We start from the raw sequence: 13,447 nt of genomic DNA, 5'->3' as shown, positions 1-13,447 counted from the left end.
GCGTGAGACGCCCGTGAGTACTCAACCCCCACGCGATGAGATGGCCGACGGCAGCGGCCATCTTCGCCCCCATTGGCGGAGTGTCATGGCCGGGCTGGCGGAGCTTTCCGCCATGGGCATGGGAGAAGCTGCGCGGCGGGTGGAGCGGGTGGCCGAGGAGGGCATGACCTCCCTGCTGCCCGGGGAGATGCCAAGCGCCCAGGCCGGATGGCGCTGCGATCCCATACCCCTGGTGCTGCCGGATGAGGAGTTCAGCCACCTCGCCGCCGGGCTGGCCCAGCGGGCGCGGCTGATGGAAGCCATCCTGGCCGACCTCTACGGCCCGCAGCATCTGCTGACGGAAGGCCTGGTCCCACCCGCCCTGGTCTATGCCAACCCCGCCTTCCTGCGCCCCTGCCGGGATGCCGGCCCGGCCGCCACGCGGCACCCTTTCCTGCACTGTTATGCCGCGGACCTGCTGCGCGCGCCGGATGGCCGCTGGCATGTGGTGGCGGACCGCACCAGCCGTGCCGGCGGCATCGGCCAGACGCAGGAGAACCGGCGGATCCTGGCCCGTGCCCTGCCGGGCCTGTTCCGGGGCCATGCGCTGCGCCCGCTGCGCCCGTTCTTCGAACTGTGGCAGGACGCGCTGCAACGCCTCGCCCCGCCGCGCGCCGCGCCGGGGCAGGATGGGCCCAGCGTGGCGCTGCTGACCCCCGGCGTGCATCACCGCCTCTGGTTCGAGCATGTGCTGCTGGCGCGCGAACTCTCCTGCGCGCTGGTGGAACCGGGCGACCTGTCCGTGCGCGGCGGCGCCGTCTTCATCAAGACGCTGAAGGGCCTGCGGCCCGTGGATGTGCTGCTGCGCCGCGTGCCCGGCCGGGGCCTGGACCCGCTGGAGATGGACGGGCCGGGCCAGGGGGTGCCGGGCCTGCTGGATGCCGCGCGGCACGGCACGGTCAAGATCGTCAACGAGCCAGGCGCCGGGCTGGCCGAGACGCCGGGCCTGATGGCCTTCCTGCCCGCCCTGGCCCGCCGGCTGCTGGGGGAGGAGCTGCTGCTGCCGCAGCCGGAGCCGCGCTGGCTGGCCGATCCCGCCGCCCTCTCCATGGTGCTGGCGGAGCGGCCGGGCTGGACCATCCGCCCCGCCATCGGCGGGCATCCCGGCCGCCCGCCGGATGCCGCCGGGCTGGACGCGCGCATCGCCGCCCGCCCGGGCGAGTACATGGCCAGCCGGGTGCTGACTGGCTCCGTCGCGCCCTGCCTGCAAGGCGAGCGGCTGGAGCCCCTGCCGGTGCGGCTGCGGATGTTCCTGGTGCAGGACGGCGCCCGCTGGCACGCCCTGCCCGGCGGCCTGGCGCGGGTGGAGGCGGGTGGAACCACCCTGACCAAGGATGTCTGGGTGCTGCATCAGGAGGATGCCCGCATCGCCGGCCCGCCGGCGCAGCAGCAGCCGCCGCTGGCCATCCGCCGCGCGGCCGGTGAGCTGCCTTCCCGCGTGGCCGACAACCTCTTCTGGCTCGGCCGCTATGCCGAGCGGCTGGAAGGCGCGGCACGGCTGATGCGCGCCACTCTCGGCCGGCTGGACCGCGGCCCGCTGCTGCCGCGCGAGGTGGCGGAACTCTCCGCCCTCGCCCTCTGCCTCCGCCATGCCAGGCTGGTCGGCGCGGAGGACCTGCCCAGCGGCGGCGCCACCGCCACGCTGCGCGATGCCCTGCTCCGCACCACCCAGCCGGAAGGCGAGGTGCTGGTGCTGCTCAGCCAGGTGTCGCGGCTGGTGGAGGCCCTCCGGGACCGGCTGACCGCCGATATGTACGCCGCCTTCGCCCAGCCACTGCGAACCCTGCGGGCCGAGGCCGCGCAGCCGCGCGAGCCGGCCCGGCCCTTGCAGGAGCTGGAGCGGCTGCTGGGCGGCGTGCTGCGCTATGTCGCCGGGATGGCCGGCATGGCGGCGGAGAACATGGTCCGTGCCGGCGGCTATACCTTCCTGGACCTCGGGCGCCGGGTGGAGCGGGCGCAGAGCATCGCCGCGCAGCTGCATTTCGCGCTGGCACAGCCGCCCACACGGGTGGAAGGCGGGCTGCGGCTGGCGCTGGAACTCTGCGATTCCGTCATCACCTACCGCAGCCGCTACCAGAGCGTGCTGCAACCGGCGCCAGCGCTGGACCTGGTGCTGGCCGACCCCGGCAACCCGCGTGGCCTCGGCTTTCAGCTGCGCGCCATCCATGCCCTGCTGGCCGAACTGGCGGCGGATGGCGACCCCGCCCTCGCCGGCACCGCCGCCGCGCTGCTGGCGGAGGTGGAGGCGATGCCCGGCGGCGTGCTGGCCAGCCCGGAGCAGGCCGTGGCCACCACCGCCCTGGCGCCCGTCCTGCGCCGGATCGAGGGGGATATCGCCAATCTCTCCGGCGCCATCACCCGCCGCTACTTCGCGCTGCTGCCGGCCACGCAGGCGCTGGGCGTGCAGCCCGCCGCCGGCGAGCCCGCCCTGGCCGGCGGCTTCTGAGGTTTCCATGAACTGGCGCGTCCGCCACGTCACCACCTACCGCTACGCCGAGACGGTGGACCTGGCGACCCACATGCTCCATCTGACGCCGCGCGCCCTGCCCGGCCAGCGCATGCTTGCGGAGGAGATCCGCTGCACCCCCACCCCGGCAAGGATGACGCGGGGCCTCGACCATTTCGGCAATTCCGTCACCTGGCTCTTCATCGACCAGCCGCACAGGCGCTTCGAAGTGGTAGCCGAGGCCATGGTGGAAGCCGCCTTCCCCCCACCGCCGCCGGCAGCCGAGACCCCGCCCTGGGAGCAACTGGCCGCCGCCCCCGCGCCCGATGCGGTGGAATTCACCTTCCCCTCCCCCATGCTGCCGGAGAACGCCGCGGCGCGGGATTACGCGCGCGCCTCCTTCCCGCCGGGGCGGCCTGTGCTGGCGGGACTGCTCGACCTGAATGCGCGCATCCGGCGGGATTTCACCTTCCAGCCGGGCGTCACGGGCGTCTCCACGCCGGTGTCCCAGGTGCTGGCGCAACGGGCGGGGGTCTGCCAGGACTTCACCCACCTGATGTTGAACGGCCTGCGCGGCCTCGGCCTCGCCGCCCGCTACGTCTCAGGTTATATCCGCACCCGGCCATCCCCTGGCGGGGTGGCGCGACAAGGGGCCGACCAGTCCCATGCCTGGGTCAGCGCCTGGCTCGGCCCGGCGCATGGCTGGGTCGGACTGGACCCCACCAACAACCTGGTGGTGGCCGGGGAGCACGTGGTGCTCGGCTGGGGGCGTGATTTCAGCGACATCTCGCCGCTGCGGGGGATCATCCTGGGAGGTGGCCGGCATCGGCTGGATGTCGGCGTTGACCTCACCCCTGCCTGAGTAAGGCAACCTCCTCCCCGCCGCCCTCGTTTTTGCCTCGCGGCGCCGCCCCTGGCGGGCGCGGCAGGAGGAGGATCGACCATGGCGCCGACAGTATCGCCCACCGCGCTGGCAGGCGGCGTGGCCCGCCCGGCCCCGCCGGGGCGGGATACAGCGCTGGATGTCTGGCGTGGCTTCGCGCTGGTTTCCATCTTCATCAACCACGTCTCCGGCAATGTGCTGGAGGACTGGACGCACAAGAATTTCGGCTTCTCCGACGCCGCGGAACTCTTCGTCCTCTTCGCCGGCTATGCCGCCGCCTGTGCCTATTCACGCCGCTACAACAGCGATGAGGGCGACCGCTTCAACGTGTCGCTGCGGGTCATGAGCCGCGCGGCAGGGCTCTACACGACGCATCTGGCCATGGTGGTGCTGGGCGGCGCCGTCTTCGCCTGGGCCGTGCTGCGTACCGGCGATGCCGGGCTGTTCAATGTGGTGGCGTTGGAGCCTCTGCTGCTGGATCCGTTGCAGGCCCTCGTCTCGGCCGTGACGCTCCGGTACCAGCCGGGCTATCTGAACATCCTGCCGCTCTATTTCGTGCTGATTGCCATATTGCCGCTGCTGCTCTGGATCGGCCGGCGCAGCCTTTCGGCCCTGCTGATGATCTCCGCCATGATCTATGCCCTGGCGGGGCTGGAACGCATCAACCTGCCCAGCTACCCGATGGAAGGCGGCTGGTTCTTCAATCCCCTCAGCTGGCAGTTCCTGTTCACCATCGGCTTCGCGCTGGGCTGCAGGCGGGAGGTCATGGGCGCCGCCATGCCCTATCACCGCCCTGCCTGGATGCTGGCGCTGGGGTTCCTGATCTTCTCCATGGTGATCACCTGTTTCCATCTGGCGCCGGAGGCGGAGGGCGTGATCCTGCGCGACTTCCTGCTGGTGCCGGAGAAGCAGTATCTCTCCATCCCTCGCCTCGTGCATGTCCTGGCGCTGGCTTATGTCGTCGCCTACTCCCCCCTGCAGGCCTGGGCCCTGACGCGCCCGCTCACGCATCCCCTGGCCATGATGGGCCGGCATTCCTTGCCGATCTTCTGCACGGGTCTCGTCATCAGCATGACCGGCGTGACGCTGAAGCAGACTGGCCATGAGAGCGCGGGATTTGATATCGTCTACGTCACGATGGGCATTTCCGTACAGATCCTGGCCGCATGGCTGCTGACCCTGGCGGAGACGCGCCGGAGCAGCCGCGCTCCCGCGATCGCCGGCACGGCGGCGCTGCGTCCCTGATGCGGCGCGCCTTCCTCCTCTCCGGAGTGGCGGCGCTGGGCCTGGCGAAGCTGGGCCGGGCGCAGACCGCTGTCCGCACCCCCCCGCCGCCATCCATGCCGATTCCGGCGGCCGCCCCCCTGCTGGTGCCGGCGACACCGCATTTCGGCCCCGGTCCGGCAGCGGAACTGCCCTCCGGCTGCATGGTGCCGGAGGAATTGCAGAATCTGCGCTTCGCCCTGCCGCGCATGACGACCCTGGTGCAGGAGGGCGAGGCCGTGCGGATCCTGGCCATCGGCTCATCCTCCACCGCCGGGGTGGGCGCCACCGCGCCGGGCCATGCCTATCCGTCACGCCTGCAGGATGCGCTGCTTCGCCTGCTGCCGGGCGCGAAAATCACGGTGCGGAACGACGGCATCGGCGGCGAGGTCGCTTCCACGACCCTGATCCGCATGCGGAAGGCTATAGAGGACTGGAAGCCGGACGTGGTGCTCTGGCAGCTCGGCACCAACGATGCCGTGCGCCACATCACGCCTGAGGCGTTTTCCGAAACCATGCGTCAGGGCGTGGACTTCGTGCAGGAACGCGGGCTGGACCTCGTGCTGATCGACCCGCAATTCTACGCGGGCCAGGGCGGCGAGGATCTCTACCGCCTCATCGTCCAGACCATCGAGCGCGTGGCGGCCGAGAAGCAGGTTCCGCTGATGCGGCGCTATGCCATCATGCGCTACTGGGACGCGGCGCCGCAGAAGGCTTCCATGCTCTCGGCCGATGGCTTCCACATGAACGATCTCGGCTATCTCTGCATGGCCGAGACACTGGCCGGCGGCATGGCGCAGCGCCTGATGCGCAACACCATCGCCGCCCGGCCATGAGCGGGTTCAGCGCACGGTAAAGCGGCTGATCTCGCAGACATTGACGTTGCGCCGCTCGACCTTGCGACCACCGTCCAGCACCGCCAGGAGGTCGAAGTTGCAGGCGCCGGAACCGTCATCGATGACGATGGACTCGCCCGGCGGCAGCACATCCTCGCCCAGGATATCCTCTTCCCAGGAGCTGCGCTTGGCGTTGGAAGCGTAGAATTCGCGCAGTTCCTGCTTGGAGGCATTCACCACCTCCACCCGGCGGTCGGCCGCCTGAGCGATGGAGGGGGCCGAAAGGGCAGCCAGCAGAGCAGCGGCGGCGATCAAGGCATGACGCATGGAGCGGTTCCCGGGTTGGAGCTGCCCTTTAATTTAATTCGATAAGCTTAACAATTACGCAATTGGAACTGAATTCCGGTCAATCACGCGAACCGAGCCGCGCACGATCAGCTTGCCGCGCAGCGTGACGGTTTCATCCGGCAGGCCGGGATCGGTCATGCGGGCAGCCAGCAGATCCAGCCCCCGGCGCACCATGGCCCCCAGCGGCTGCGCCACGGTGGTCAGGTCGTAGATCGGCCATGCGGCCTGGGGAATATCGTCGAAAGCCACCACCGAGATATCCTGCGGCACCCGCACGCCCCCCAGCCGCAGCGCATCCAGCACGCCCATGCCGATGATATCGCTGACGGCGAAGATGGCATCCGGCCGGCGGCGCGCTGGCAGGGCGACGATCTGTCGCCCGGCCTCGAAGCCGCCGTCATAGGTGGACTGCCCGTCCAGCCGCAGCATCAGCTTCTGGCCCGCCTTCTCCAGATGCTCGACGAAGCCCTGCTCGCGTTCCAGCGCCGTTGAAGTGCGGTTGGAGGTATTGACCAGGCCGAAGCGACGATGCCCGTGCGCGATCAGCAATGCCGCCAGTTCCCCGCCACCGGCACGGTTGTCGCAGGCCACCGCAGAGGAATGTTCCCGCGCCACGCGGTTGACCATCACCACCGGCACCCCGTTGGCCGAGCAGATATGGGCGGCGCGGGAGGAAAGCTCGGCCGAGGTGATCAGGCAGCCATCCACCTTGTACTGCAGCAGGGCTTCCGCCGTCTTGTCCTCGATCGGCCCGGCGCCGGCATGGATCATCAACATGCGCATCCCCCGCTCGCCGGCCTGGGCCACCGTCTCGTGCAGGATCTCCGTATAGATCGGATGGGTGGACGGCCCGAGCACCAGCCCGATCAATCCACTGCGGCCGGATGAGAGTGTGCGTGCCAGGGCATTGGGTGTGTAGCCCAGCTCCTGCGCCAGCGTGGCGATCCGCGCCCGCGTTTCCGCCGAGATGCGGGTGTCCCCCTTCAAAGCGCGGGAGATGGTGGAAGGTGCCACGCCCGCCAGGCGGGAGAGCGTGACGATGGTGGCACGCTGGCGAAAGGCGGCGGGCGGCGGGACGTCATTCATGCCGGCAGTGTAGCACGCATCTCCTGCGCCACCGTTCGCGCATCCGTTTCAGCAAAGTCACTAGGTCATGAGGTGCCTCCTGTTCAGGAAAGTACGCGGAGTCATGATCATCCTTCCCGAAATTTCTGTTGACGCGCGGCTCTGCAACCTTCTTACTGCGGCACGAAAGCGCAAACGTTCGCGCACATCGGCTGACAAAGGCTGGTGTTCCAGAGGAAATTTCCCGGCCGGGCCCGACAATGCCTGCCGGCAGGAAGGAGAGGCTGAGCCGATGAGCACCCCGGAACGGCAAATGAAGATGGTGGGCTTCCTGCAGGCACAGAACTGCTCCATCGCCCCCGGCTCCTGGCGCCATCCCGCCAATCCCATGGATTTTCTGAGCGCGAAGTACTTCCAGCGCATCGGCCGCGCGCTGGAGGACGGCAAGTTCCATCTCGCCTTCTTCGACGACCGCCTGGCGATGCCGGACATCTACAACAACGACCATCGCGACGCCGTCGAGAATGGCGTGCGCGTGGTGAAGATGGACCCCGCCACCATCATCACCGCTATCGGCATGGCGACGGAGAAGCTCGGCCTCGGCGTCACCTATTCCACCACCTATTACGAGCCCTTCCACGTCGCACGCCTCTTCGCGACGCTGGACCTGATGACGGGCGGTCGCGCCGCCTGGAACGTCGTCACCTCCCTGAACAACTCGGAAGCCGCCAATTTCGGCCGCGACGGCCATCTGGCGCATGACGCCCGCTACGAGCGCGCCGACGAGTTCATGGAAGTCGTCATGGGGCTGTGGGACAGCTGGGAGGATGACGCCATCATCGGCGACAAGATCTCCGGCCGCTTCGCCGACGGCAGCAAGGTCCATAAGCTCAACCACCAGGGCCAGTATTTCAAGTCGGCCGGGCCGCTGCCGGTGCCGCGCTCGGCCCAAGGCCACCCGGTGCTGATCCAGGCGGGGCAGAGCGGCCGTGGCCGCCAGTTCGCCGGCCGCTGGGGCGAGTTGATCTTCGTGGTCTACCCGAATATCGCCATGGGCCAGAAGCAGTATGGCGAGCTGAAGGCTTCCGTCGCCGCCGCCGGCCGCGACCCGGACAGCGTGGCGGTCTGCCCGGCCTGCTATGTCTGCGTCGCCGAGACCCAGGCGATGGCCGAGGAAAAGCGCGAATACATCCGCGCCCTGGCCAAGCCGATCGACGCGCTGGTGCTGCTGTCGGAAGCGCTGAACTTCGACTTCGGCTCCAAGGATCTCGATTCCGAGTTCACGGACGAGGAACTGAAGAAGCTGTCCTGGACCGGCTTCAAGGACCGTATCGTCGCCCTGTCCGGCAAGCCGAACCCGACGGTACGCGACTTCGTGCACTTCTCCGGCCGCGGCACCATCGGCGAATTCCCGATCTTCTGCGGCACGCCCACCCAGGTGGCCGACCAGATGGAGGAATGGTTCACCGCCCGCGCCTGCGACGGCTTCGTGCTGGCGGCCACGCATATGTCCGGCGCCTTTGAGGATTTCTCCCGCTTCGTGGTGCCGGAGTTGCAGCGCCGCGGCCTCTACCACAAGGACTACGCGGGCAAGACTCTGCGCGAGAACCTCGGCCTGCCCCGTCCCGAGCTGGGCGCGTGGCGGAAGCCGGCGCTGCAGCAGGTCTCGTGAGCCTCGCCGGTGCCCTGACCAGCATAGGGCACCGGCCATCCTCCCCCGCGCCTTCTCCCTCGCCCCCCGTCGGAAACCGGGGGGCCGATGGCTACTCCGGCAAGAATAAACTGACAGGGAAGACAACGATGAAGAAAGTGATGGCCTCCCTCACGGGCGGGCACCTGACCGCGACGCGCCGTGGCCTGCTTGGCGCCGGCCTCGCAACGCTGGCCATGCCGGCCATCCGCCCGGCCTGGGCGCAGGACAACTGGCCCAACAAGACGGTGCGCGTCGTCGTGCCCTATGCCCCCGGTGGCGGCACCGACATCACCACCCGCGCCATCGCCGAGGCGTTGGGCCAGAGCCTGGGCCAGAGCTTCGTGGTGGAGAACCGCGCGGGTGCCAATGGCATCGTCGGCAGCGAGGCCGTCTCCCACAGCCAGCCGGACGGCTACACGCTGATGGTCGTCACCAGCACGCATGTGATGACGCGCTATATCACGCCGCAGCTGCCCTTCGACCCGCTGAAGGACTTCACCCCCATCGCCATGACGGCGCGTTACCCGCTGGTGCTGATGACGGCGGCGAACAGCCCCTACAAGAGCCTGGCCGACCTGGTGAAGGCCGCGAAGGACAAGCCCGGCAGCATCGCCCAGGGCACCTCGGACGCGCAGTCCTCCTTCACCGCCAACCAGTTCGCCAAGCGCGCCGGGGTCGAGATGATCGAGATCCCCTATCGCGGCAGCGGCGCCTATCTGGCCGAGCTGACTGGCGGGCACCTGCCGGTGGCCTGGGGGAGCACCGCCACCGCCATGCCGCTGCTGTCGGCCGGCACCATCAAGGTCCTGGCCATCAGCAGCACAGAGCGCTTCAGCCTGATGCCGGATGTCCCGACCGTGAACGAGGGTGGCGTGCAGGGTGCCGAGTTCGTCGGCTGGTTCGGCATGTTCGCCCCCGCCAAGCTGCCGGCGCCCATCGCCGACAAGCTCAATGCCGAGGTGCTGAAGGCCATGCAGACGCCCGTCCTGAAGGAGCGCCTGAGGCAGTTGGCGGTCGACCCTGCGGCGCTGTCGCGCAGCGAATTTACCAGCCTGCTGGTCGAGGAAGACCGTCGCTGGCAGCAGGCCGACAAGGATGGGCTTCTGCCCAAGGGCTAAGGGATTACATCGTGCAAGAGTTCAGAATGCTCTCGACGAGCGGTATCCTCGGATACGGCTACGCCGAGGAATCGCTGCGGATCGGTATGTCGTGGGAGCCGCATGTGATCGGCTGCGACGGCGGCAGCACCGATCCAGGGCCCTACTACCTGGGCGCGGGCAAGTCCTTCTGCTCGCGCCTCTCGGTCAAGCGCGACCTGCGGCTCATGCTGCTGGCCGCGACGGCTGCCAAGATCCCCTGCATCATCGGGACTTCCGGTGGTGCGGGCGGTGAGCCGCATCTGCAGGACACCGCTGCCCTGGTGCGGGAGATCGCGCGGGAGGAGGGCCTCTCCTTCAAGATGGCGCTGATCCATGCCGAGCAGAGCAAGGAATCGCTGATCGAGCGGGTGAATGCCGGCCTGAGCAAGCCGCTGGCCAAGATGAAGCCGCTGGACGAGGCGACCATCCGCCGCGCCGAGCGCATCGTCGGCATGATGGGCCCCGAGCCCTTCATGCGCGCGCTGGACAATGGCGCGCAGGTCATCCTGGCGGGCCGCAGCAGCGACCCCGCGCAATGGGCGGGCCCGGCCATCCGCGCCGGGATGAACCCGGCTCCCTCCTGGTACGCCGGCAAGATGCTGGAATGCGGCGCCGAGCCGACCGTGCCGAAGGAGCCGGACTGCATCTTCCTGCGGGTGCGCGACGACCACATCATCTGCGAGCCGCCGAACCCGATCCGCCGCTCCACCCCGCTGGCCGTGGCGAATTTCGCGCTGCATGAGAATTCCAGCCCGATCCACCATGTGGAGCCGGGCGGGCTGCTGGATACCAGCGCCGTCACCATCACCGCGGTCAGCGACCGCGCGGTGAAGGTCGATGGCATGACCTGGACGCCGGCCGAGCAGTACACGATCAAGCTCGAGGGTGTGGAGCGCGCGGGCTACCGTGCCATCAGCATCTGCGGCACGCGCGACCCCGTGCTGATCGGCCAGATCGACAGCTATCTGGAGACGCACCGGAACAAGGTCGCCGCCAAGGCCGCCGCCTTCGGCGTGCCTCCGGAAGATTACCAGCTGGTGGTCCGCACCTATGGCAAGGACGGCGTCATGGCCGCCTGGGAGCCGCAGAAGGAGATCACCTCGCACGAGCTGGGCTTCGTGATCGAGGTGCTGGGCCGCACGCAGGATATCGCCAATGCCGTCCTGGCGATGGCGCGCACCTCCATGCTGCATGCCGACTTCCCGGGCCGCCTGTGCAAGGAGGGCAACATGGCCTTCCCCTTCAGCCCTTCGGATATCGAGCTGGGGCCGATGTTCCGCTTCAGCGTCTTCCATACCGTGGCGCCGAAGGACCCGTGCGAGATGTTCCCCATCGAATACGAGATGGTGTGAGGAGACAGGCCATGCCCCGCATCCGTGAGATCGCGCAGATCTGCAAGAGCAAGAACGCCGGCCCTTTCTCCGTTACCATCGACGTGCTCTTCGAGGACCACGGCACTTACCAGAAGGTAAAGGCGACGGGCGTGCTCTGCCCCGCCCTCTTCGCCCGCCTCTATGGGGTGGACGAGAAGGACGTGCTCTTCACGCCCTATGATGCCGCCTCCGCCTTCAAGGCCACCCTGCCCCGGCTGGTGCCGGCGGGGGATATCGGGGACACCGACGTCTATGGCGCCCAGCAGCACGCGCCGCTGCTGGAGGTGGAGATCCCGCTGAACGAGGCCTGACTTGGCCGGCACCGCCCGCCATGCCAAGCTCCCCCCGAAGCCACGGAACAGAGGGGCTAAGGGAGCGAGACATGGCAGGACCCTATCAGGGCGTCTTCCCGGTGGTGCCGACCATCTTCGACGAGCGTGGCGGGCTGGACCTCGAAGGCCAGCGCCGCTGCGTCGATTTCATGATCGACGCAGGATCGCACGGGCTGTGCATCCTGGCGAATTTCTCGGAGCAGTTCGTCCTCTCCGACCATGAGCGTGAAGTGCTGCAGGACGAGATCCTGCGGCACGTCGCGGGACGGGTGCCGGTGATCGTCACCACCACCCATTTCTCCTCCCGCCTCTGCGCCGAACGCTCCCGCCGCGCGCAGGATGCCGGCGCCGCCATGGTCATGGTGATGCCGCCCTATCATGGCGCCACCATCCGCGTGGCCGAGCCGAAGATCCACGAGTTCTACCAGACGGTCTCGGATGCCATCGGCATCCCGATCATGGTGCAGGATGCGCCGGTGGCGGGCACGCCGCTCTCCGCCGCCTTCCTCGCGCGCATGGCGAAGGAGATCGAGAACCTCTCCTACTTCAAGATCGAGGTGCCCTTTGCCGCGAACAAGCTGCGCGAGATGATCGCGCTGGGCGGCGAGGCCATTGTCGGCCCCTGGGATGGCGAGGAGGCCATCACCCTGATGGCCGACCTCGAAGCCGGCGCCACCGGGTCCATGACCGGCGGCGGCTATCCCGACGGCATCCGCCAGATCATGGACCCTTGGCAGGCGGGGGAGCGGGAGGCCGCCGCGGCCGCCTATGCGCGCTGGCTGCCCCTCATCAACCATGAGAACCGGCAGTGCGGCCTCCTGGCGGCGAAGGCGCTGATGAAGGAAGGCGGCATCATCGCCTGCGACGCGGGCCGGCATCCGCTGGCGCCGCTGCACCCCGCCACCCGCGCGGGCCTGCTGGAGATCGCGCGGCGCCTCGACGTGCTGGCGCTCCGCTGGGGCCGCTGACCAGGCGCGCCTGACGCGGCGGCCCACGGGCCGCCGCCCCTTCTTATGCCTTCCGCGCAACGTCCTCGCGCATCCGCCGTTCTACGGCCCAGGACATTGTCAGGAAGGACTCCGCCATGAAGCGGCTGCACCCGTCACTGGGCCGGCGCGGTTTGGGCACTGGCCTCGTTGCCACGGCAGCGGGTGCGATGGCGGCCTGTGTCTGCGGCCGGGCGCATGCACAGCACCCCTCCCCGCAACCAGGCGGCCCGGCGGCGGCCGGCGATCCCCCCTCGCTCCGCAGCCGCGCGCTGGGTGCGGGCGCGGCGCTGTTGCAGAGCAAGGCGCCGCTGAACGCGATGGATCTCTATCTCAACGGCTTCCATTTCTATGCCGACGACATGGGACGTCCGGTGGAGGCGCATCATTTCTGCACGCATCTCACCGAGGATCTGCACCAGTGCACCATCTTCGATTCGAATGATGGCAATGCCCGGCTGATCGGCGTCGAATACATCATCTCCGAACGCCTCTTCCAGCAGTTGCCGGAGGATGAGAAGCCGCTCTGGCACAGCCATCACTACGAGACGACATCAGGCCAGCTCGTCATGCCCGGCATCCCCGAGGCGGTGGAGACGGAGGCCATGCGGATGCTGGCCGGCACCTATGGCAAGACCTGGCATACCTGGCAGGTGGATCGCGGGGATACGCTGCCTCTTGGCATCCCGCAGCTGATGATGGGCTATACGCGCGACGGCCAGCTGGATCCGCAACGCGTCGAGGAGCGCGACCGGCGGCTGGGTGTCTCGGTGGCGGAAAGCCGCCGCGCGCGCGCCGGCATCCAGGCGCCACAACCCGCCCCCGGCGCCAATGCCTGGGAAAGCGGGCAGACACCGCAACTGTCCCTACAGACGGTGCCGGTGCGAAACCGCCGATAGCATGATGCCGGTATTTGTTTCGATATCGGCTATTCCTGACTCCCTCGCGGAGGTGAAGACAGGCTCGACCATGCGTCAGGCGAGGATCCTCCAGAGGTTTCGCGCCATCACACGGGCGGCGGCGGCCCGCCGGCCTGGCCGGGCG

General features: G+C 68.7%; 12 protein-coding genes. 10 read left to right on the top strand and 2 right to left on the bottom strand.

All coding sequences use genetic code 11. From position 1 onward, the window contains the following. The first annotated feature begins 13 nt into the window (after positions 1-13). From IAI58_RS08630 to IAI58_RS08615, 4 genes are all read left to right on the top strand, one after another. On the top strand, positions 14-2,485 hold the full coding sequence (locus tag IAI58_RS08630; protein WP_207446470.1) for a circularly permuted type 2 ATP-grasp protein: 2,472 nt from the start codon (positions 14-16) through the stop codon (positions 2,483-2,485). Positions 2,486-2,492: 7 nt separating this feature from the next. Then, positions 2,493-3,347, top strand: coding sequence for a transglutaminase family protein (locus tag IAI58_RS08625; protein WP_208775910.1), 855 nt, complete (start codon positions 2,493-2,495; stop codon positions 3,345-3,347). 81 nt (positions 3,348-3,428) lie between these two features. Next, positions 3,429-4,613: an OpgC family protein gene (locus IAI58_RS08620; RefSeq protein ID WP_207446474.1), complete on the top strand. Its 1,185-nt coding sequence runs from the start codon at positions 3,429-3,431 to the stop codon at positions 4,611-4,613. Beyond that, on the top strand, positions 4,613-5,467 hold the full coding sequence (locus IAI58_RS08615) for an SGNH/GDSL hydrolase family protein (RefSeq protein ID WP_207446475.1): 855 nt from the start codon (positions 4,613-4,615) through the stop codon (positions 5,465-5,467). Before IAI58_RS08620 ends, IAI58_RS08615 begins: the two co-directional genes overlap by 1 nt. A 6-nt stretch (positions 5,468-5,473) precedes the next feature. On the opposite strand, the gene IAI58_RS08610 is transcribed toward IAI58_RS08615, so the two are convergent. After that, a complete protein-coding gene (locus IAI58_RS08610; RefSeq protein ID WP_207446476.1) occupies positions 5,474-5,794 on the bottom strand; it encodes a hypothetical protein in 321 nt (106 codons plus the stop codon). A gap of 54 nt (positions 5,795-5,848) precedes the next feature. Next, entirely contained in the window at positions 5,849-6,901 is a 1,053-nt protein-coding gene (locus tag IAI58_RS08605) for a LacI family DNA-binding transcriptional regulator (protein ID WP_207446477.1), read from the bottom strand. A 271-nt stretch (positions 6,902-7,172) separates the two neighbouring features. Here IAI58_RS08605 and IAI58_RS08600 point away from each other — a divergent pair, with 271 nt between their 5' ends. The 6 genes from IAI58_RS08600 (at position 7,173) to IAI58_RS08575 (ending at position 13,302) form a co-directional block, all read left to right on the top strand. After that, complete coding sequence (locus IAI58_RS08600) at positions 7,173-8,552, top strand: LLM class flavin-dependent oxidoreductase (RefSeq protein WP_207446478.1); 1,380 nt, start codon at positions 7,173-7,175, stop codon at positions 8,550-8,552. 128 nt (positions 8,553-8,680) lie between these two features. Next, positions 8,681-9,691, top strand: a complete 1,011-nt coding sequence (locus IAI58_RS08595; RefSeq protein WP_207446479.1) for a Bug family tripartite tricarboxylate transporter substrate binding protein — start codon at positions 8,681-8,683, stop codon at positions 9,689-9,691. 26 nt (positions 9,692-9,717) lie between these two features. Beyond that, positions 9,718-11,064, top strand: a complete 1,347-nt coding sequence (locus tag IAI58_RS08590; protein WP_207446769.1) for an acyclic terpene utilization AtuA family protein — start codon at positions 9,718-9,720, stop codon at positions 11,062-11,064. 11 nt (positions 11,065-11,075) lie between these two features. Next, positions 11,076-11,396: a DUF4387 domain-containing protein gene (locus IAI58_RS08585; protein ID WP_207446480.1), complete on the top strand. Its 321-nt coding sequence runs from the start codon at positions 11,076-11,078 to the stop codon at positions 11,394-11,396. A gap of 71 nt (positions 11,397-11,467) precedes the next feature. After that, positions 11,468-12,385: a dihydrodipicolinate synthase family protein gene (locus tag IAI58_RS08580; protein ID WP_207446482.1), complete on the top strand. Its 918-nt coding sequence runs from the start codon at positions 11,468-11,470 to the stop codon at positions 12,383-12,385. Between the two features lie 116 nt (positions 12,386-12,501). Then, the gene (locus IAI58_RS08575; RefSeq protein ID WP_237182350.1) at positions 12,502-13,302 is read left to right on the top strand and encodes an OBAP family protein; all 801 of its coding nucleotides are present in this window, start codon (positions 12,502-12,504) and stop codon (positions 13,300-13,302) included. Positions 13,303-13,447 lie beyond the last annotated feature (145 nt).

The sequence above is a fragment of the Roseomonas marmotae genome (genome assembly GCF_017654485.1).
GTDB lineage: Bacteria > Pseudomonadota > Alphaproteobacteria > Acetobacterales > Acetobacteraceae > Pseudoroseomonas > Pseudoroseomonas marmotae.
The sequence above is the reverse complement of the archived record's forward strand: the minus strand, read 5'-3'. Positions and strand labels throughout refer to the sequence as shown.